The organism is Micromonospora sp. CPCC 205558, assembly GCF_036902955.1.
Taxonomy (GTDB): Bacteria; Actinomycetota; Actinomycetes; order Mycobacteriales; family Micromonosporaceae; genus Micromonospora.
On sequence record NZ_JBAKHR010000005.1, the window covers coordinates 245,532 to 265,740 of the forward strand.

17 protein-coding genes are annotated in these 20,209 nt (G+C 72.6%); 12 read left to right on the forward strand and 5 right to left on the reverse strand.

Features of this window, described 5'->3' with window-relative positions:
* The first annotated feature begins 108 nt into the window (after positions 1 to 108).
* The 4 genes from V6U86_RS06205 to V6U86_RS06220 all read left to right on the forward strand — a co-directional run bounded on the left by V6U86_RS06205 (position 109) and on the right by V6U86_RS06220 (position 3,465).
* Entirely contained in the window at positions 109 to 1,029 is a 921-nt protein-coding gene (locus V6U86_RS06205) for a cytochrome c oxidase assembly protein (RefSeq protein ID WP_442934884.1), read from the forward strand.
* A gap of 347 nt (positions 1,030 to 1,376) precedes the next feature.
* Positions 1,377 to 1,772 carry a hypothetical protein gene (locus V6U86_RS06210; protein ID WP_334499405.1) on the forward strand — a complete coding sequence of 132 codons (396 nt, stop codon included), beginning with the start codon at positions 1,377 to 1,379 and terminating at the stop codon, positions 1,770 to 1,772.
* A gap of 91 nt (positions 1,773 to 1,863) precedes the next feature.
* Positions 1,864 to 2,913: an anthranilate phosphoribosyltransferase gene (gene trpD / locus V6U86_RS06215; RefSeq protein ID WP_334499407.1), complete on the forward strand. Its 1,050-nt coding sequence runs from the start codon at positions 1,864 to 1,866 to the stop codon at positions 2,911 to 2,913.
* A gap of 348 nt (positions 2,914 to 3,261) precedes the next feature.
* Positions 3,262 to 3,465 carry a hypothetical protein gene (locus V6U86_RS06220; RefSeq protein ID WP_334499409.1) on the forward strand — a complete coding sequence of 68 codons (204 nt, stop codon included), beginning with the start codon at positions 3,262 to 3,264 and terminating at the stop codon, positions 3,463 to 3,465.
* A gap of 142 nt (positions 3,466 to 3,607) precedes the next feature.
* Here V6U86_RS06220 and V6U86_RS06225 read toward each other — a convergent pair whose 3' ends face one another.
* The gene (locus tag V6U86_RS06225; protein WP_334499411.1) at positions 3,608 to 4,033 is read right to left on the reverse strand and encodes a cytochrome c oxidase subunit 4; all 426 of its coding nucleotides are present in this window, start codon (positions 4,031 to 4,033) and stop codon (positions 3,608 to 3,610) included.
* A 9-nt stretch (positions 4,034 to 4,042) separates the two neighbouring features.
* Complete coding sequence (gene ctaC / locus V6U86_RS06230) at positions 4,043 to 5,014, reverse strand: aa3-type cytochrome oxidase subunit II (RefSeq protein ID WP_334499413.1); 972 nt, start codon at positions 5,012 to 5,014, stop codon at positions 4,043 to 4,045.
* 288 nt (positions 5,015 to 5,302) lie between these two features.
* On the opposite strand from ctaC, the gene V6U86_RS06235 reads away from it, so the two are divergent.
* Both V6U86_RS06235 and V6U86_RS06240 read left to right on the forward strand, forming a co-directional pair.
* On the forward strand, positions 5,303 to 6,454 hold the full coding sequence (locus V6U86_RS06235) for a cysteine desulfurase family protein (protein WP_334499415.1): 1,152 nt from the start codon (positions 5,303 to 5,305) through the stop codon (positions 6,452 to 6,454).
* Positions 6,451 to 6,684, forward strand: coding sequence for a sulfurtransferase TusA family protein (locus V6U86_RS06240; RefSeq protein WP_334499417.1), 234 nt, complete (start codon positions 6,451 to 6,453; stop codon positions 6,682 to 6,684). Before V6U86_RS06235 ends, V6U86_RS06240 begins: the two co-directional genes overlap by 4 nt.
* Before the next feature lie 255 nt (positions 6,685 to 6,939).
* Here V6U86_RS06240 and V6U86_RS06245 read toward each other — a convergent pair whose 3' ends face one another.
* From V6U86_RS06245 to V6U86_RS06255, 3 genes are all read right to left on the reverse strand, one after another.
* The gene (locus V6U86_RS06245; RefSeq protein ID WP_334499419.1) at positions 6,940 to 7,920 is read right to left on the reverse strand and encodes a carbohydrate kinase family protein; all 981 of its coding nucleotides are present in this window, start codon (positions 7,918 to 7,920) and stop codon (positions 6,940 to 6,942) included.
* Positions 7,921 to 8,120: 200 nt separating this feature from the next.
* Entirely contained in the window at positions 8,121 to 8,489 is a 369-nt protein-coding gene (erpA, locus tag V6U86_RS06250) for an iron-sulfur cluster insertion protein ErpA (RefSeq protein ID WP_007463211.1), read from the reverse strand.
* Between the two features lie 175 nt (positions 8,490 to 8,664).
* Entirely contained in the window at positions 8,665 to 9,810 is a 1,146-nt protein-coding gene (locus V6U86_RS06255) for a glycerate kinase family protein (RefSeq protein ID WP_334499424.1), read from the reverse strand.
* A 68-nt stretch (positions 9,811 to 9,878) separates the two neighbouring features.
* Between V6U86_RS06255 and nadA the strand changes: the two genes are divergently transcribed.
* The 6 genes from nadA (at position 9,879) to V6U86_RS06285 (ending at position 20,201) form a co-directional block, all read left to right on the forward strand.
* Positions 9,879 to 11,054, forward strand: coding sequence for a quinolinate synthase NadA (gene nadA, locus V6U86_RS06260; RefSeq protein ID WP_334499428.1), 1,176 nt, complete (start codon positions 9,879 to 9,881; stop codon positions 11,052 to 11,054).
* A gap of 212 nt (positions 11,055 to 11,266) precedes the next feature.
* The gene (murA, locus tag V6U86_RS06265; protein ID WP_030337972.1) at positions 11,267 to 12,622 is read left to right on the forward strand and encodes a UDP-N-acetylglucosamine 1-carboxyvinyltransferase; all 1,356 of its coding nucleotides are present in this window, start codon (positions 11,267 to 11,269) and stop codon (positions 12,620 to 12,622) included.
* A gap of 72 nt (positions 12,623 to 12,694) precedes the next feature.
* The gene (locus V6U86_RS06270; protein WP_334499433.1) at positions 12,695 to 13,288 is read left to right on the forward strand and encodes a DUF3043 domain-containing protein; all 594 of its coding nucleotides are present in this window, start codon (positions 12,695 to 12,697) and stop codon (positions 13,286 to 13,288) included.
* Positions 13,289 to 13,445: 157 nt separating this feature from the next.
* Positions 13,446 to 14,006, forward strand: a complete 561-nt coding sequence (locus V6U86_RS06275; RefSeq protein WP_334499435.1) for a helix-turn-helix domain-containing protein — start codon at positions 13,446 to 13,448, stop codon at positions 14,004 to 14,006.
* A gap of 382 nt (positions 14,007 to 14,388) precedes the next feature.
* Positions 14,389 to 19,158 (forward strand): WG repeat-containing protein, encoded by a 4,770-nt coding sequence (locus V6U86_RS06280; RefSeq protein WP_442934891.1) that lies wholly within the window; start codon positions 14,389 to 14,391, stop codon positions 19,156 to 19,158.
* A 44-nt stretch (positions 19,159 to 19,202) separates the two neighbouring features.
* Positions 19,203 to 20,201 (forward strand): aldo/keto reductase family protein, encoded by a 999-nt coding sequence (locus V6U86_RS06285; protein ID WP_334499439.1) that lies wholly within the window; start codon positions 19,203 to 19,205, stop codon positions 20,199 to 20,201.
* Positions 20,202 to 20,209: the final 8 nt, after the last annotated feature.

Below are 20,209 nucleotides of genomic sequence, written 5' to 3' on the forward strand. Positions count from 1 at the left end.
GCCGTCATTATTGCCCCTGACCGGGGCCGGCGATCAGCGGGGGGCCAAACCTGCGCCTTCCGTGGCCCGAGCGTCAGGGTCCGGTTCGCCTGGCCTAGCCTGAAAAGCGTGCTGCACGTCGATCCGATCTTCGCCACCACCTCGGCCCCGCCGCCGTTCACCGTCGGCGCGGTGCTGAGCGAGACCCGGCTGGACAGCTGGCTGGCCCTCGGCCTGGTCCTCGCCGCCGGCCTGTACCTCTACGGGGTGTACCGGCTGCGCCTGCGGGGCGACCGCTGGCCGATCACCCGAACCGTGTTCTTCCTCGGCCCCGGGCTGGGCGGCATCGCGCTCGTCACGGTGAGCGGGCTGCACGCGTACGACACCGCGCTGCTGTCCGTACACATGATCCAGCACATGGTGCTGTCCATGGTGGCGCCGATCTTCCTCGCGTTGGGCGCGCCGATGACCCTGGCCCTGCGGACCCTGCCGGTCGGGCCGCGCAAACGGCTGCTCGCGATCGTGCACAGCCGCGTCGCCCGGGTCTACAGCTTCCCGTTGGTGGCCTTCGCCATCTTCGTGGTCAACCCGTTCGTGTTGTACTTCAGCGACCTGTACCGCTTCACCCTGGAACACGCCTGGGCGCACGAGCTGGTGCACGCGCACTTCATCATGACCGGCTGCGTGTTCTTCTGGCCGCTGCTCGGGCTCGACCCGCTGCCCGGCCGCTGGCCGTACCCGGCGCGCGCCCTGCTGATGCTGCTCTCCGTGCCGTTCCACACGGTGCTCGGCCTGACCGTCATGCAGAGCAGCACGCTCTTCGGCGGCGACTGGTACCCCTCGCTGAACCTCGGCTGGGTCGACCCCTGGCAGGACCAGGTGGTCGCCGGTGGCATCCTCTGGGCCGGTGGCGAGTTCGTCAGTGTGACCATGCTCGCGGTGCTGGTGGTGCAGTGGGTCAAGCAGTCCGAGCGGGAGGCCCGCCGGGTGGACCGCGAGCTGGACCGCCAGGAGGCCCGCGAGCGCGCCGCCGACGCCGCGCCCGCCTGAGCTGCCCGGACGGTACGCCCCGACGCGGACGCCGGGCGGGATGTCGGCTACGTCACGCCGACCGGTACGATCTGCGGGCAGCTACGAGGTGGAAGCGGAGTGCCGGCATGAGCGAGCGCAGCGAACGAATCATCGGGCTCAGTGCGATGGTGCCTCATGACGGCACGGAGCGAAGCGGAGTGCCGGCATGAGCGAGCGCAGCGAACGAATCATCGGGCTCAGTGCGATGGTGCCTCATGACGGCACGGAGCGAAGCGGAGTGCCGGCATGAGCGAGCGCAGCGAACGAATCATCGGGCTCAGTGCGATGGTGCCTCATGACGGCACGGAGCGAAGCGGAGTGCCGGCATGAGCGATCGTCTTTGCACCGTCCTGCTCTACAGCGACGACCCGCAGGTCCGTGATCGGATGCGGATGGCCGTCGGCACCCGGCCCGCGCCCGGTCTGCAGATCGAGTTCGTCGACGCGTCGACCTACGCGGAGACCATCCGGCTGGTCGACGACTATGAGATCGACCTGCTGCTGCTCGACGGTGAAGCGAGCCCGGGCGGCGGCATCGGCATCGCCCGACAGATCAAGGACGACCGGGACGACGCTCCCCCGACCTGCCTGGTGATCGCCCGCGCCGCCGACCGATGGCTCGCCGCGTACGCCGAGGTCGACGGGGTGCTGGTGCACCCGCTCGACCCGGTGACCACCGGCGGCACGGTGGCCGAGCTGCTGCGGACGCACGCACCCGCCTGACGTCCCCTGCTCCTCCGGCACCCCCACGGCGCCGGATCTCCTCGGCGCCGGTTCCAGCCCACCCGCACTTCGCATGCTCGGGAGGCCCGCCATGGGCGATCGGACCTGGCCGCACCTGCTCAACGCGCTGCTGCGCGGTGACGAACTCTCCACCGCCGACACCGCCTGGGCGATGGACGAGATCATGACCGGCTCGGCCAGCGCGGCGCAGATCGCCGCCTTCGCCGTGGCGCTGCGCGCCAAGGGCGAAACCCCCGCGGAGCTGGCCGGCCTGGTGGAGGCGATGCTGGGTCGAGCCGTCCCGGTGGCGCTCCCCGAGGAGCTGCGCCGTACCGCGCTCGACGTGGTCGGCACTGGCGGTGACCTTGCCCACACGGTCAACATCTCCACGATGACGGCGCTGGTGGTCGCCGGCACGGGCGTCCGCGTCGTCAAGCACGGCAACCGGGCCGCCTCCTCCCTGTGCGGCACCGCCGACCTGCTGGAATTCCTCGGCATCCCACTGGATCTCGGCCCGGAGCAGGTCGCCCGCTGTGTCGAGGAGACCGGCATCGGGTTCTGCTTCGCGGCCCGGTTCCACCCCGGAATGCGGCACGCCGGCCCGGTCCGCCGCGAGGTGGGCGTGCCCACCTTCTTCAACTTCCTCGGCCCGCTGACCAACCCGGCCCGCCCCCGGGCCGGCGCGGTCGGCTGCTTCGACCTGCGGATGGCCCCGGTGATGGCCAGCGTGTTCGCGGCCCGTGGCGACTCGGCGATCGTGATGCGCGGCGAGGACGGGCTGGACGAGTTCACCACCGCCGCGCCGACCCGGATCTGGGCGGCGCAGGGCGGCACCGTACGCGAGGCCGTGCTGGACGCCACGGACCTGGGGGTACCCCGGTCCACCCTCGCGGATTTGCGCGGCGGTGACGCGGCGTACAACGCGGGCGTGGCCCGTCGCCTGCTGGCCGGTGAGACCGGCCCGGTCCGGGACGCGGTGCTGGTCAACGCGGCGGCGGCGCTGGCCACCCAGGGCCCGCTGGATGGCGACCTGACCGAGGCGCTCCGCGCCGGCCTGGCCCGCGCGGCCGAGTCGATCGACTCCGGCGAGGCCGCCGCGACCCTGGACCGCTGGATCGCCACCGCCACCGCCACCGCCTGACCCGCCACCGCCTGACCTGCCGGTGCCGTCTGCGTGCGCCTGACCTGCCGGCGCCTGACCCGCCACCGCCTGACCTGCCGGTGCCGTCTGCGGGCGGAATCCAGGGCGTGATCGACTCGGGTTTCTTGAATCCGCGGTGTCCCAAGCAGCCCGGACACCCCGACTTCAATGAAGTCGAGTGGATCACACCGGGCGGCCGGCGATCACACCCAACAACCGACGCGTGGGCGAAGGTGTGCGGAGATTTGTCGGACCCGCCTGGAAAACTACAGCTGAGTAGTTCTCTGCCGCCGTCGGTGCGTCGCTGTCGCATCCGAGCGGGCCGGCTTCTATCGAGAGGAGACGCCCGTGTCGCACCGCGAGCTCTACTGCGACGTCTGCGAGGGCGTGGTGCTGTTCGAGGCGCCGCCCTGCGTCGACGGCCACGGCACCGACTGTCCAGAGCTGATCTGCACCGACTGCGGCGCCGCCGTGGTGGTCGGCGCGATCGCCTTCCCGGTCACCCGGCTGGCCGTCCGCCACCGCCAGCCCGCCCACCGCCGCGCCGCCTGACCGCCCACCGCCGCACCACCCGACCCGCCGCCTGAGCGCAGCGCCACGCGAGGCCGGGTGCCGCATGACCGAAGGCCCGCTCCCCCACTGGGGGAACGGGCCTTCGTCGTGTGCGGGTCGGTCGCGACGGCGACCGGGTGGATCAGTGCTCGGCGGTACGCCGGGTGCCGCTGTAGTACTCGAACAGGAGCCCGCAGGCGGCGAAGACGACGGCCACCAGGCCGGCGCCGATCAGCCAGTACTGCCAGAACACCAGGCCGAGCGCGGCGATCGCGGCCGCCAGCGCCAGACCGAACGGCCAGTAGCTGCCCGGGCTGAAGAAGCCGACCTCGCCAGCGCCGTCGGCGATCTCGGCGTCCGGACGGTCTTCCGGGCGCAGGTCGATGCGGCGGGACACGAACCAGAAGAAGCCACCGCACATCGAGCAGAGCAGGAACGACAGCAGCAGGGCGACCGTGCCGACCCACTCGACGCCGCCCGACTCCCCGTTGGTCCAGGCACCGTAAAGAATGGTGGCACCGAAGAGGAACACGGCGATGATCAGGAAGATACGCCACTCGGTCTTCATGCCGCTGCCTCAGCTTCCGGTGCGGGCCGGAACTTTGTCCGGGTTGAAGTTGTCCTGCGTCCGCCGGGTGTCGAACGGCTCCGTGGTCTCCGCGTACGGGTCCTCACCGATCGCGGACAGCGCGTCCTGCGTGGACTTGCCGCTCTGCTTGGCCGCCAGGAACTGGTCGTACTTCTCCGGCGACACCACCCGCAGCTCGAAGTTCATGAACGCGTGGTAGCTGCCGCACAGCTCGGCGCAGCGCCCGACGTAGGCACCCTCGGTCTCCAGACTGGAGACCTCGAACACGTTACGGATCTTGCCCGGCATGACGTCCCGCTTGAAGAGCAGCTCCGGCACCCAGAAGGAGTGGATGACGTCGCGGCTGGTCTCCTCGAACCGGATGGACCGGTTGGTCGGCAGCACCAGCACCGGGATGACCTCGCTGGTGCCCAGCGTCGACGCGGTGGTCTTGGCCTCCGGCCCCTGCCCGTCGCGGTAGTTGAACTGCCAGTTCCACTTGAACGCGACGACCTCGACCGTGACGTCCGGGTTCTTCGACAGCTTGTCCACGTCGGTCTGCACGATCGCCGTGTAGTAGAAGAGCACGGAGACGATCAGGATCGGCGCGATGGTGTAGAGGAACTCCATCGGCATGTTGTAGCGGGTCTGCACCGGCAGCGTGTTGCCACGCTTGCGGTAACGCACGACACACCAGAAGATCAGACCCCACACGAAGACACCGACCGCGAGGGCGGCGATGCAGGAGGCGATCCACAGGTCGTACATCCGCCGGGACTCCGCCGAGATGCCCCCCTGCGGCCAGCCGAAACCGTGGAACGTGGCTCCAACGTCACAGCCCGTGAGCAGGACCAGCAGCGCCACGCCGCCGAGACCGAGCCCGGCCAGCCGACCAGCACCGCGCCGCCGGCGCCCACCGGCCCCTGGGGTAGCGCTGTGCCGTACGGCCGACGGCCGTACCTCCGAACTCCTTGCGACCACCTGGTCCTGCCTCCCTAGCGCGCCGCGGTGCGTCTTTCCTCGGCACCGACGGCAAAGGCGTCACCGACGGTCGCAGATTACTCGACCATGACGGACTCGGCCGTGGTGGGGTCACTGTCCGCCCCCCATTGGGGGGAACCTAGGCATACCGCCGCGATACCGTCGGGCCTGTGAGTGCGAGGAGTGAGCCGGGGTTGCGAGCCCCGCAGCCGCGAACAATGGCGGACCTGTGAGTGCGAGGAGTGAGCCGGGGTTGCGAGCCCCGCAGCCGCGAACAAGGGTGGCACCGTGAGCGCACCCCCGGTCTATCTGGACGCGGCGACCGCCGCGCCGATGCATCCCGTCGCGCGGCAGGCGTTGCTGGCCGCGCTCGATGACGGTTGGGCCGACCCGGGCAAGCTGTACACGCAGGCCCGCCGGGCCCGGCAACTGCTCGACGCCGCCCGCGAGGCCACCGCGTCGACGCTCGGCGTCCGCGCCGACGAGGTGTCCTTCACCCCCAGCGGTACGACCGCAGCCCACGGCGCGGTGCTCGGGGGCCTGGCGGGGCGGCGCCGGGTCGGTACGACGCTGGTGCACTCGGCGATCGAGCACTCGGCGGTGCTGCACGCGGCGGAGCGGCACGTCGGCGCGGGCGGGACCGCCAGCGTGGTGCCGGTTGACCGGCTGGGCCGGCTGGACCTGACCGCGTGGTCGAGCGCCGTCCGGGCCCCGGGAGTCGCGCTGGCCGCGTTGATTACCGCCAGTCACGAGGTGGGAACCGTGCAGCCGGTCGCCGAGGCGGCGGCCGCGTGCGCCGACGTGGGGGTGCCGCTGTACGTGGACGCGGCGCAGTCGGTGGGCCGGGTGCCGCTGCCGGCGGGCTGGTCGGTGCTCACGGCGAGCGCCCACAAGTGGGGCGGGCCACCCGGGGTGGGGGTGCTGGCGGTCCGCAAGGGCGCTCGCTGGGAGTCACCGTGGCCTGCGGACGAGCGGGAGAGCGGACGTACCCCCGGGGTGGTCAACCTGCCCGCGGTCGTGGCGGCGGCGGCGAGCCTGCGGGCGGCGGCGGCCGACGCGGCGACCGAGGCGGCACGGCTGGCCGCGCTGGTGAACCGGATCCGGGAGCGGGTCGCGGCGGAGGTGCCCGACGTGGAGGTGGTCGGCGATCCGGTGCTCCGGCTCCCCCACCTGGTGACCTTCTCCTGCCTGTACGTCGACGGGGAGGCGCTGCTGCACGCCCTGGACCGGCGGGGGTTCGCGGTGTCGTCCGGCTCGTCCTGCACCTCGTCCACGCTGCGTCCGTCGCACGTGCTGGAGGCGATGGGGGTGCTCTCGCACGGCAACGTGCGGGTCAGCCTGCATCGGGAGACGACCGAGGCGGACGTGGAGCGGTTCCTGACCGAGTTGCCGGGGATCGTCGCCGGGCTGCGCGCCGAGGCCGGGGTGGTGGGGCTGTGACGATGCCGGACGAGGTGATCGACTGCCGGGGGCAGCGGTGCCCGCTGCCGGTGATCGCGGCGGCGCGACGGATGCCCGAGGTGCCGGTCGGCACGGTGGTGCGGGTGCTCGCCGACGATCCGGCGGCGGCGGTCGACATTCCCGCCTGGTGCCGGATGCGCGGCCAGGAGTTCCTCGGCGCGATCAACGGCCCCGAAGGCCCCGCCTACAACATCCGCCGAACCCACTAACCCCACCCCGCGTCACCCCCGCTCACCCCCGCGTCACCCCGGCTCACCCCCGCGATCTTGCAGTTTCTGCGTGGACAAAGGGGTGCAGAAGCCGCGATACGGCGACAGAAAGTGCAAGATCGCCGGGGTGGGGGCGCGGGGTACGCCGGGATCGGGGTGGGGGCGCGGGTTACGCCGGGATCGGGGTGGGGGCGCGGGTTACGCCGGGATCGGGGTGGGGGCGCGGGCTACGCCGGGATCGGGGTGGGGCGCGGGCTACGCCGGGAGGAGGTGCGGGCGGATCTCGTCCGCTGCGGTGTCGCCGTAGGACTCGGCCAGCCGCTTGACGAACAGGTCGCGGCGCACGTCGTACTCCTGGGTGCCGACGGTTTCCAGGACCAGCGTGGCCAGCAGCGACCCGACCTGGGCGGCGCGTTCCAGGCCGAGGCCCCAGGAGAGCGCGGTGAAGAAGCCGGCCCGGAAGCCGTCGCCGACGCCGGTCGGGTCGACCGCCCGGATCTCCCGCGCGATCGGTACGTGGATCGGGTCGATGCCACGTCCGGCGATCTCCACACCGTGCTTGCCCAGCGTGGTGACCCGCACCTTGACCAGGTCCAGCAGTTGGTCGTCGCTCAACTGCGCCTTGCTCTGCAGCAGCGACTTCTCGTAGTCGTTGGTCATCAGGTACTCGGCGCCTTCGATCAGCGCCACCACGTCCTCGCCGCCCATCCGGGCGAGCTGCTGGGACGGGTCGGCGGCGAAGGCGTACCCGCGGGTGCGGCACTCGGCCGAGTGCCGCAGCATCGCCTCGGGGTCGTTGGCACCGACCAGCACCAGGTCCAGACCGTCGAGCCGGTCGGCGACCGGGGCCAGCTCGATGTTGCGGGCCTCACTCATCGCACCGGCGTAGAACGACGCGATCTGGCACATGTCGGTGTCGGTGGTGCAGACGAAGCGGGCGGTGTGCGCCACCTCGCTGACGTGCACCGAGTCGCAGTCCACGCCGTGGCGCTCCAGCCAGGAGCGGTAGTCGGCGAAGTCGGCGCCGACCGCGCCGAGCAGCACCGGGCGCAGGCCGAGCTGGCCCATCCCGAAGGCGATGTTCGCCGCCACGCCGCCGCGGCGGAGCACCAGGTCGTCCACCAGGAAGGAGAGGGACACCTTGTGCAGTTGATCGGCGATGAGCTGGTCGGCGAAGCGACCGGGGAAACTCATCAGGTGATCCGTGGCGATCGAGCCGGTGACGGCGATCTTCATGTCAACCCTCGGGGTCGGGAGCAGGGCGCGGTCAGCCTACCGGGACGGCAACCCGATGGTCACCGCTCGGTCGGAGAACGGCAACCAGCCCGCCACGGCCCCCTTCGGGACCGCTCCCAACCGGTGTGAGACCCCCCGACCGGTACGACGATGGGGCCGTCCCGGAGAACGGCCCCATCGTCGTTGGTGTGTGGTGTGACTCAGTTGAACGAGTCACCGCAGGCGCAGGAGTTGCCCGCGTTGGGGTTGTCGATGGTGAAGCCCTGGGCGTCGATCCGGTCGGCGAAGTCGATCGTCGCGCCGGACAGGTACGGGGCGCTCATCCGGTCGACGACGACCTCGACACCACCGAAGTCGGTCACGACATCACCGTCGAGCGAACGCTCGTCGAAGAAGAGCTGGTACCGCAGGCCGGAGCAGCCGCCCGGCTGCACGGCGACGCGGAGCCGCAGGTCGTCGCGGCCCTCCTGCTCGATCAGGGCCTTGACCTTCTGCGCCGCGACGTCGGTGAGGACGACGGAAGTAGGGGCCTGGGCCTCGGTCGACTCGGTCTGCGCTGGCGTGGTCACGTGGAAGTCTCCCTGCGCGGTTTGGGTCCGGACGCACTGGCCAACGTCGCGCGCCGTCCAGTGATTCCCGGTTGTGGTCCTCGACCGATCGTACGCCGCCCCGGCCGGGTCCACCCGCGTGGCGTGACCCGCGCTCCAGGTCGGCCCGGTCCTGGTGGTGCCGACCGAGTGGTCGTCACGCTCGGCGGCTCCACTGCCGGGCCAACCGGGCGCCCAGCTCGCGCAACCCCTGGGCGGGCCGGCTCAGCGCCGCGTCGAGCCCGCCGCCTTCCTCGCCACCGAAGTGCTCGACCAGGCTGTACGCGTCGGTCACCCCCGCCGAGGCAGCCTCCCGCCGGCCGGTGCTCACCTGCCCGGCCACCACCACGCAGGGGACTCCCCGGTCGCGGGCGGCGCCGGCCACCCCGGCGACGACCTTGCCGCGCAGCGACTGGTGGTCGAACGACCCCTCACCGGTGATCACCAGGTCGGCGGTGTCCAGGGCGGCGTCGAGGCGGGTGGCCCGGGTGACCAGGCCGATCCCTGACTCGCAGTCGCCGCCCAGGGCGAGGAGCGCCGCGCCGATCCCGCCGGCGGCCCCGCCGCCGGGCAGCGCGCCGAGCCCCGCCGGGCACCCGGCCAGGTCCCGTTCCAGCACCGCCGCGAAACGCTCCAGGGCCGCGTCGAGCAGCAGCACGTCAGCGCGGTCGGCGCCCTTCTGCGGGCCGAACACGTTGCTCGCGCCGTGCAGGCCGAGCAGGGGGTTGTCCACGTCGGTGGCCGCGACCAGCCGGACGCCGCGCAGCCGGGGCGCGCCGTCCAGCGCGTCGACCGCGGCGAGCGCCGCCCCGCCGTACGCCAGCGCGGCGCCGCCCAGGTCGAGCGGGGTCACGCCCAGCGCGGCGAGCATTCCGGCGCCGGCGTCGTTGGTGCCGGAGCCGCCGAGCCCGATCACCACCGTGCGGGCGCCGCTCTCGACCGCGGCGGCCACCAACAGACCCAGCCCGTACGAGGTGGTGGTCTTCGGGTCGCGTTCGGCTGCCGAGAGCAGGTGCAGCCCACACGCCTGCGCGCTCTCCAGATAGGCGGTCGCGCCGTCGGCGGTGAGTAGGATCTCACCGGCTGCCGGCCGGCCCAGCGGGTCGACCGTCGACACCGGCACCCGCCGACCGCCGAGGGCGTCGGCGAGCACCTCCACGAAGCCCGGCCCGCCGTCGGCGAGCGGCCGGATCAGCAGGTCGTCTCCGTCTGTGACGGTGCGCCAACCGTCGGCGACCGCGGCGGCCACCTCCGGTGCGGACAGGGTGCCGGCGAACTTGTCCGGGCAGAGCAGCACGCGCATGCCGAGCAGTGTGGCAGCCCACACCGAGCGACGCCGCGTCGCGCTCGCGCTGTGGGAGCATGGGTTACGTGACTTCGACCTGGGTGGAACCCTCCAACACGGCGACGGCTCTGCTGCTGCTCGGCCGGGGCAGCGACCCCGACACCGAGCGCGGCGTCGAGTGTCCGGGCGACCTGCCGGCGCCCAGTGATCCAGATCTGGTGGCCCGGGCCACCGCCGCGAAGGCGAAGCTGGGCAGCAAGGTCTTCGTGCTGGGGCACCACTACCAGCGCGACGAGGTGATCCAGTTCGCCGACGTGACAGGCGACTCGTTCAAGCTGGCCCGGGAGGCCGCGGCCCGTCCGGACGCGGAGTACATCGTCTTCTGCGGCGTGCACTTCATGGCCGAGAGCGCCGACATCCTCACCACCGACACCCAGCGGGTGATCCTGCCCGACCTCGCGGCGGGTTGCTCGATGGCGGACATGGCGGTGCTGGGCCAGGTCGAGGCAGCCTGGGACACGCTGACCGAGTTGGGCATCGCCGGCGAGACCGTGCCGGTGACGTACATGAACTCGTCGGCCGACATCAAGGGTTTCGTGGGTCGCAACGGCGGTGTGGTCTGCACCTCGTCCAACGCCAAGCGCGCCCTGGACTGGGCCTTCGAGCAGGGGTCGAAGGTGCTCTTCCTGCCCGATCAGCACCTGGGCCGTAACACCGCCGTGCTGGAGATGGGCCTGTCGCTGGACGACTGCGTGCTCTACGACCCGCACAAGCCCGGTGGTGGGCTCACCCCGGAGCAGCTGCGCGACGCCAAAATGATCCTCTGGCGGGGGCACTGCTCGGTGCACGGCCGGTTCACGCTGGACAGCGTCAACGACGTACGGGAGCGGGTGCCCGGGGTCAATGTCCTGGTCCACCCGGAGTGCCGGCACGAGGTGGTCACGGCCGCCGACTACGTCGGCTCCACCGAATACATCATCAAGACGATCGAGGCGGCGCCGGCCGGCTCGGCGTGGGCGCTCGGCACCGAGCTGAACCTGGTCCGCCGGCTCGCGCTGGCGCACCCGGACAAGCAGATCATGTTCCTGGACAAGGCGGTCTGCTACTGCTCGACGATGAACCGCATCGATCTGCCACACCTGGTCTGGGCCTTGGAGGAGCTGGTCGCGGGTCGGGTCGTCAACCAGATCACGGTGGACGCCGACACCGCGCACCACGCCCGGGTCGCGCTGGACCAGATGCTCGCCCTACCTGGCGCCTGATCACGATCCGTAGCGCTCTTGGTACGCAAAAGTGCCGGATCACCGATTAATGCCACACACGCCGATGTGACCGAGTCCTTTTTCGTCACCGAGGGCTATGCTGCCCAAGCGACGACACACGCGGGCCGTTTCGATATGGCCGCATCCGGGGTAGCGAGAAGGTTCAGGCGCCCCACCACCAACACGGCAGCACCGACGCGCTGGAGGTTGCGTTGACCGACGACGTCCTGGTTGTGCACGGAGGCACCCCGCTCGAGGGGCGGATCCGCGTGCGCGGCGCGAAGAACCTGGTATCGAAGGCGATGGTCGCCGCACTGCTCGGCGACAGCCCGAGCCGATTGTTCGACGTGCCCAAGATCCGCGACGTCGAGGTGGTGCGAGGTCTGCTCGGCCTGCACGGCGTCAAGGTCACCGACGGCACCGAGGACGGCGAGCTGGTCTTCGACCCGGCGAACGTGGAGAGCGCCAGCACCGACCAGATCAACGTGCACGCCGGTTCCAGCCGCATCCCGATCCTGTTCTGCGGCCCGCTGCTGCACCGCCTCGGGCACGCGTTCATTCCGGATCTCGGCGGCTGCCACATCGGCCCGCGCCCGATCGACTTCCACCTCCAGGCACTGCGGGAGTTCGGCGCCACGGTCGACAAGCGGCCGGAGGGTTTGCACCTGTCCGCACCGAACGGGCTGCACGGCACCAAGTTCGCCCTGCCGTACCCGAGTGTCGGCGCCACCGAGCAGGTGCTGCTGACCGCCGTGATGGCCGAGGGCGTCACCGAGCTGCGCAACGCCGCGGTGGAGCCGGAGATCATCGACCTGATCTGCATCCTGCAGAAGATGGGCGCGATCATCAAGGTCCACACCGACCGGGTGATCGAGATTCAGGGCGTGCCCAAGCTGCACGGCTACACCCACCGGCCGATCCCGGACCGGATCGAGGCGGCGAGCTGGGCGGCTGCCGCCCTGGCGACCCGTGGTCACGTCGAGGTGCTGGGCGCGCAGCAGGCCGACATGATGACCTTCCTGAACATCTTCCGCTCGGTCGGCGGCGAGTACGAGGTCACCGACGCCCGCGCGCCGAAGCTGGGCGACCCCGGCCAGGAGGGCGGCATCCGCTTCTGGCACCCCGGCGGCGAGTTGAACGCGGTGGCGCTGGAGACCGACGTGCACCCGGGCTTCATGACCGACTGGCAGCAGCCGCTGGTCGTGGCGCTGACCCAGGCCCGCGGCCTGTCGATCGTCCACGAGACGGTCTACGAGCAGCGGCTGGGCTACACGGAGGCCCTCAACTCGATGGGCGCCAACATCCAGGTCTACCGGGACTGCCTCGGCGGCACCCCGTGCCGATTCGGCCGGCGCAACTTCAAGCACTCCGCGGTGATCGCCGGGCCGAGCAAGCTGCACGCCGCCGACCTGGTCATCCCGGACCTGCGGGCCGGGTTCAGCCACCTGATCGCGGCGCTCGCGGCCGAGGGCACCTCCCGGGTGTACGGCGTGGACCTGATCAACCGGGGCTACGAGGACTTCGAGGCGAAGCTCGCCGACCTCGGCGCGCACGCCGAACGTCCGTAAGCCCCGACACACTCTTCACGCCCGGTGCACCGCGATGTGCACCGGGCGTGGACCGTTGGCTACCCTTGCCGCGTGCCGTCGCTCTTTCGCCGCAAGTCCAACGACCTCGTCGACGAGGCGGTCACCTCGGTGACCCCCGAGGAGACCGCTGAGCGTCCCCGGGGTTACACCCCGGCCAAGGGTCGGGAGACGCCCAAGCGGCCGACCGTCGGCCGTCGCCCGGCCGGCCCCACTCGCCCCCTCACCAAGGAGGAGGAGCGGGAGCGTCGCCGTCAACTGCGCGCCGAGGCGGCGTCGGAGTTCCGCCGCGAGGGTGGCCCCCGCGACCGTGGCCCGGAGCGGCTGCTGGCCCGCAACGTGGTCGACTCCCGGCGTACCGTCGGCACCTGGTTCTTCGGCGGCGCGCTCATCGTGCTGGTCGGGTCGAACGCGGCGATGCCGCCGCTGGTCCGGCTGATCTCCAACGTGCTCTGGGGTGCGCTGGCGCTGGGCGTGGTCATCGATTCGGTGCTGATCTGCCGCAAGATCAGCAAGTTGGTCCGGGAACGCTTCCCGAAGACCGACCAGCGGATGGGCTCGCTCTTCCTCTACGCGGTCATGCGGTCGATCACCTTCCGGCGGATGCGCGCTCCGGCCCCCCAGGTCAAGCTCGGCGACAAGGTCTGATCCCGGCTCCCACACCTGCACGTCCAAGCGGAACTGCTGCCTCAGCCATCTCGGAGGCAGCAGTTTTGCCGTATCTGCGCGGATCTTGTCGTGCGTTCCTCATGCTGAACGGGTTGCTGTTCGCCACACCGAACGTTCGACCCAATGGAGCGAAGGCATGCCTTCGGAACCGGCCGCCCCGCTGGCCACCATCGCCGCCGCCCTGCGCCGGGAGCGGGAACGGGTCGGCATCTCACTGACCGAGCTGGCCCGCCGGGCGGGGGTGGCCAAGTCCACCCTCTCCCAGCTGGAGTCGGGCACCGGCAACCCGAGTGTGGAGACGCTCTGGGCGCTGGGCGTCGCCCTCGGCGTGCCGTTCAGCCGGCTGGTGGAGCCCGTCGACGACGTCGTACGGGTCATCCGGGCCGGCGACGGGCCGCACGTCCGCTCCGAGCAGGCCGACTTCAGCGGAACTCTGCTCAGCGCCGGTGCGGCGCACCTGCGCCGGGACGTCTACCTGATCACACTGGAACCCGGGGCGGTCCGGGCCGGCCACGGACACACCCCCCGCAGCATCGAACACGTGGTGGTCGCCGCCGGCCGACTGCGGGCGGGGCCCGAGGGCGCGCTGGTCGAACTCGACCCCGGTGACTACGCCACGTTCCCCGGCGACACCCCGCACCGTTACGAGGCGCTCGCTCCCGGCACGTTCGCCGTCCTCATCATGGAGCATCCCTGACCGGTCGCTGCGATCCGCAGCAGCCCGCTGGACGTCGAGTGCGGTATGGTCGGAGACCAGATTCGCTTATAGGACCAAATGTCCGAAACCAATGGGATAACGTTTGCGCCGGTGGGCCGTACCACAGTGGCGGTGAGCGAGCCCGCGCCGTTACCCTCCATCCGCAGCCACGGCCTGCCAAAGCGGCGACCTGACCGGCATGTGCGGCCCCAGCGCGACAATTTGCAACGAGGTGACAACGCGTGAGCGAGCGGACGCGAGCCGGCCACCGGGGCGTGGCAGGCGGCGACCGGACGCCCAGCGGTCACCCGGCGGCGGCTGCGGACAGCTCACCCCCGGCGAGGATCGGCCCGGCGGCCGGGTGTGGCGACGGGCTCGCCGGATGAACGGCCGCTACACCGACCGGTGGCCAGACCCGAACGAACCGTCCTGGGTGATCGAGCCGACCGCCGAGTGGCACCCCCAGTTCCCCGGCCAGCGCTACCCCGGCGACATCGGCATGCCGCACCAGCCGCCGCCGCGCGGGCGGGCGACAGTGTCCGGCCGCGCCGAGGTGCCACCGCTCGCGCCGACCCGCCCGGACGGCACCTACCTCGGCCGGTCGTGGTCCGACGAACCACCGGAGGAACAGGCACCCCACGGCCGGTCCTGGGTGGACGACGAGCCGGGCGAGACACCCGTCTACGGCCGGCCCCGAGGCGACGAGCGCTCGGCGGACACGTCGACCTACGGCCGGCCCGACAGCGCCGACTCCCGCCACTACGACCACGAGCCGTACCGTCGTCCGCTGCCCGAGCCACCCCGCCGCGACGAACGCCGCTCCCCCGAGTCGGACCGGCGCACCGCCTGGTCCGACCGGCGCGCGGCCGACGAGCGAGGACCCGCGCGGGAAGCCGCCTGGCACCGGGAGCAGCCCACCCCCGAGCGGTACGACAGCCGCCGCCCCCGGCCGGAGCCCGCCGAGCGGGATCGGGGCTACCGGGGCACACCGCCGGTCTCCCCCGCGCCCCGGCCCGAACCCGGCTGGGTGCCCGAGCCGGACGACGCACCACGCCGGCGCGGCGCACCGGAGCGACCGGCCGCCGGTTACGAACGGCACCCCGGAGACGGGTACGGAGCCCGACCCGCCCGCGACCACGACGGCCGGATCGCCGACGGGGCCGCCCCCTGGGCGCCCGTGGACGGCCGCACACGGTACCGCGCCGACGGGTACCCGGACCGGGCCGGCGACGACGTGCGCCGCCCAGAGCCGCGCTACCGCGCGGACGAGGGGATGCCCCCACCCAACGGTGGACGACGGCGTCGACCCGAGCCGGACCTGCCCGACCAGCCCCGCCTCGACGACGACCGGCGTCGGCCCGACATCGACCCGCACTGGCAGCAGCCCCGTGAGGCGGCAGCCCGCGCCGAGGCGTACCCGGACCGGCGGCCCCGCGAACAGGCCCGCCCGGACGCGTACCGCGAGAACGCGCCGCGTGAGGACGCGTACCGCGAGCCCCGGCCGCAGCCGGGCCAGCGCTCGGACGGCAGTCTGCCCTGGCCACCACCGGGTCCGGTGCGCCAGGACCGCAGCCCGGACCGCACCCGCGAGCCGGGCCGTCGCACCGAGCCACCCCGCAGCGCGGACCCGCACCGCACCGAGCCACCCCGCACCGCCGACCCGCACCGCACCGAGCCACCCCGCACCGCCGACCCGCACCGCAGCGCCGAGCCGGGCATCGCGTCGCGGCCGGCCGCCCGGCCCGAACGGCCGGCGGCCCCGGCGCGGCCCGACGAGCGACCTGCGGCAGCCCCGGCGCGGCCCGACGAGCGACCGGTACGCCCGGCCGCGACAGCGCCGCCCGCGTCCGGCCGTGCCATGCCGGTCCCACCGGCCTCCCCGGAGCGACCGGTGTCGCTGGCACCCGTGGCCCCCGATTGGGACCGACCGGTGTCGTCAGCCCCCGTCTCACCCGGTTGGGACCGACCGGTGTCGCCGGCGCCCGTGCCCCCCGGCCGGGACCGACCGGTGTCGGCAGCCCCGATCTCCCCCGCCTCCCCGCAACGGCCGGTGTCGCCGGCACCCGTCTCCCCCGCGCCACCCGGCCGGGACCGACCGGTGTCGGCCGCCCCGGTGTCGCCCGCCGCCGACCTGCCCGTCTCGGGACCGCCCGCCGCGCACCTGCGGCTGGAGTACCGGTCGGCGCCGGTGGAGCCGCCCGGCGCCGACGAGCGGTCCGATGCCCCACCAGCATCGGGACGCCGGCCGCTGACCGAACCGCCGCCGGCGTCTGGGACGCGCCACAGCCCGCCGCCGCGTTATCCCGGACCGGGCACCGGGGGCCACCCGGTGGACCAGCGGCGCGGCGAGGAGCCGGGCCCGGACCGCCGTCGGGTCGACGGCCCGCTGGCCGGTACCCCACCGACCGATCGCCGCCCGGTCTCCCCGGAGCGCTTGCCCTCCGTGGAGCGGCCGCACTCCCCCGATCGACCGGCCGCGCCGCAACGGCCGGCCGTGCCCCAACGCCCGTACCCGCCGGAGCGGCTGACCCCGGCGGCCGACGCACGCCCGTCGGTCGCCCCGCCGCCCACCTGGCAGGCCCCGGAGCCACCAGCAACCCGCCCCGCCCCCACCCCGGCCGAGTCGACCCCGGTGGCTGCCGCTCCTACCGTCTCGCAGCCGCCACCGGTGGACGTCGCGCCGGTGCTCCCGCCGGCCCCCGGTACGCCGCGCCGCTACGTACCCCCGCCGCCCTCGGAAGAGCCGGTGGCACCCGACCGCGAGCCGGACGACGTCCCGAGCACCCGTGGGCCGGAGGCGTGGTTCAGCCCGGCTCACCCCGCCGATTCCGAACCGGCCGAGCCGGCGACGGATCAGCGGTCGTTCGACCCGGCCGACGATGAGTCGACGGCCGGCGACCTCTCCACGACAACGGCCGCAACGGACGCCGAGACCTCCACACCAACCGCCGACACCCACCTCGACGTGGCCGACGAGCAGGTCGGCGGGTCGACATCGGACGACACCTTCGCCCCGGTCTCCGCGCCGCCCGCTGACCCGGTCTCCGGTGCTCCCCGGCGCTGGGTGGACGACCTGGACGACGACCCGCAGCCCGCATTCGACACGGGACCGGTGGACGGCGACCAGCCCGTCTCCGGCGCACCCGTCGTCGCGGTTCCCCACCAGCAGGCGGAACCCGACCTCGAAGCCCGGGTCGAAGTTGCCGTCGATGGCGGCCAGCAGCCCTCCACCGCCTCGTCCACCGAGGACACCGGTTTGGTCGAGCACGACCCGACGGACGAACTCGCGCGACCCGACGAGCAGGCGGCTGACGCTTCGAACACGAGCCCGTCGGACGGATCGCGAGCCGACGACTGGCCGGACGACGTCGCGCCGTCCGTGACGGCCTCGGACGACAGGAATTCGCCCGTCTCGGCACCACCCTTCTCGGCACTACCGGTCTCGGCACCGCCCGCCGCGGTCACGCCGGTCTCCGCGCCCCCGGCGTCGCCGGTATCGGCCCCGCCGGCAGCACCCGTCTCCGCGCCCCCATCACCCGCCGCGTCGCCAGCGCCCGTCTCCGCCCCACCCGCCCCTGCGCAGCCGTACTCCATCTCGCCCGTGTCCGCGCCACCGGCGCCCGTGTCCGCGCCACCGGCGCCCGTGTCCGCGCCACCGGCGCCCGTGTCTGCGCCGCCGGCCTCGACACCGCCGTCCGACACGGCACCGGTCTCCGGGCCACCGGCGTCGGTGGAGCCGACGTCCGCGCCGCCAGCCTCGGCCGTACCCGGCCAACGGAGCGGCTCGGACGCGGAGAACCTGCCGGTGTCCGCGCCACCCGACGAGGCGCCGCCGGTGGTGACCCGCCCGTCGCTGGCCGACCCGGGCGACCCGGAGCAGGTGCTGGCCGCGTACCGCTGGCGGTTGGACCCGGTCACCCTGCGCGAGGATCTGACCGAGTCGGACGACCTGCGGGCCATCCGGCGACGGCTGACCGAGAAGTTGGGCTCGGCGGTCGACAACCGTGCCCGGGCCCGCCTGCTCAGCCTGCGGGCGGTGGCCTCACGGATTCTCGGCGAGTTGGACGACGCGCTGGCCGACGGTCGGCTCGCCCTCACGTACGCCGAGGCCACCGGCGAATTGCGCCGGACCGCGCTGGCGCAGGCCCGGCTGGCCCACGTGCTGCGCTGGCGCGGCGACTTCGCCGAGGCCGACCAACTCTTCGCCCAAGCCAACTCGGTCGAGTTGCCCGACCGGTTGCGGGCGGCGCTGCACGAGCACGCCGGGCGGTCGTGTTACGACCAGGGGCGGCTCATGGAGGCCTGCGAGCACTTCGAAAAGGCGCTCGACCTGCGCGGCGCTGGCGACGCCGAACTGCTGGACCGGGTCCGGGTGGCCCTCGATGCGGTCACCGTCCGGGCCGAGGCGGACGGCTTCGGGCCGTACCCCCGGAGTCGGGACGAGGTGCTCGACCGGGACCGGCCCCCGTTGCCGGACCGGGACGGGCCGCTGTGGGGTTACACCAGCCAGGACGGCGAGGTGGTCATCCCCGCCCGGTACGCCGAGGCGCAGCCCTTCCACGACGGCCTGGCCTGGGTCCGCCGGCCGGACACCGACCGCTGGTCGCTGATCAACCTGCTCGGCACGACGGTGATCCCGCCGTCCTTCCGGGCCGCACATCCGTTCAGCGACGGCCTCGCCTGGGTGGTCGGCGAGGGCGGTTGGACGGCGATCGACGCGACCGGGGCGGTGCAGGTCGCGCCCAACTTCGCCGAGGTACGACCGTTCCGGCGCGGGCTGGCCGCCGTACGGCGCGAGGGGTGGGGGGCGGTCGACCGGACCGGCCGAATCGTCGTGCCCACCCGCTACCACGGCTTCGTCACCGAGTTGGCCGACGGTCAGCGGATCGACGGTTTCACCGACGAGGGGCTGGCCGTTGTCGACGTGGCGGGTCAGCGGGGCGTGGTCGACCGCACCGGCACGGTGCTGGTCCCGCCGGCGCACCCGATGTTGGTCATCCACCCGGTGGCGTTCCTGGTCGAGAACGACAACGGGCGGTGGGGCGCGCTGGACCGGCGCGGCGTACCGCTCATCGACCCGGTGCACCGCGACCGCGCCGAGGTGCTGGAGGAGATCGACCGACTACTCACCGACGCGAACCCGGTGCTCTGAGTCACCGGTCAGCACTGTTGATCAACTGGGTCTAGGGTCGGCACATGGAATTCCGACACCTGGGCCGTTCCGGCCTGATGGTCAGCGAGATCTCGTACGGCAACTGGATCACCCACGGTTCGCAGGTCGAGGAGGACGCGGCGTTCGCCTGCGTCCGGGCCGCCCTCGACGCGGGGATCACCACCTTCGACACCGCCGACGGGTACGCCGGGGGTCGAGCCGAGGAGGTGCTCGGCCGGGCGTTGCAGAACGAGCGCCGGGAAAGCCTGGAGATCTTCACCAAGGTCTACTGGCCCACCGGGCCCAGCCGCAACAACCGTGGCCTGTCCCGCAAGCACATCATGGAGTCGATCAACGGCTCGCTGCGCCGACTGCGCACCGACTATGTGGACCTCTACCAGGCCCACCGCTACGACAACAGCACGCCGCTGGAAGAGACGATGGAGGCGTTCGCCGACGTCGTCCACTCCGGCAAGGCGCACTACATCGGCGTCTCCGAGTGGACCGCCGCCCAACTGCGTGCCGCCCACCCGATCGCTCGGGAGCTGCGCATCCCGCTGATCTCCAACCAGCCGCAGTACTCGCTGCTCTGGCGGGTCATCGAAGCCGAGGTCGTGCCGGCCAGCGAGGAACTGGGCCTCGGGCAGATCGTCTGGTCGCCGATAGCCCAGGGCGTGCTCTCCGGCAAGTACCTGCCGGGCCAGCCGCCGCCGGCCGGTTCCCGCGCCACCGACGAGAAGTCGGGTAAGGGCTTCATCTCCCGGTTCATGAACGACGACGTGCTGACCCGGGTCCAGCAGCTCAAGCCCCTCGCCGAGCAGGCCGGGCTCAGCATGGCCCAGCTCGCCGTGGCGTGGGTGCTGCAGAACCCGAACGTCTCGTCGGCGATCATCGGCGCGTCCCGCCCCGAGCAGGTGCACGACAACGTGAAGGCGGTCGGGTTGAAGCTCGACGCCGACCTGCTCAAGGCGATCGACGACATCGTCGAGCCGATCGTCGAGCGGGACCCGGCGAAGACCCAGTCCCCCGCGCAGCGTCCCTGACGCCGTTC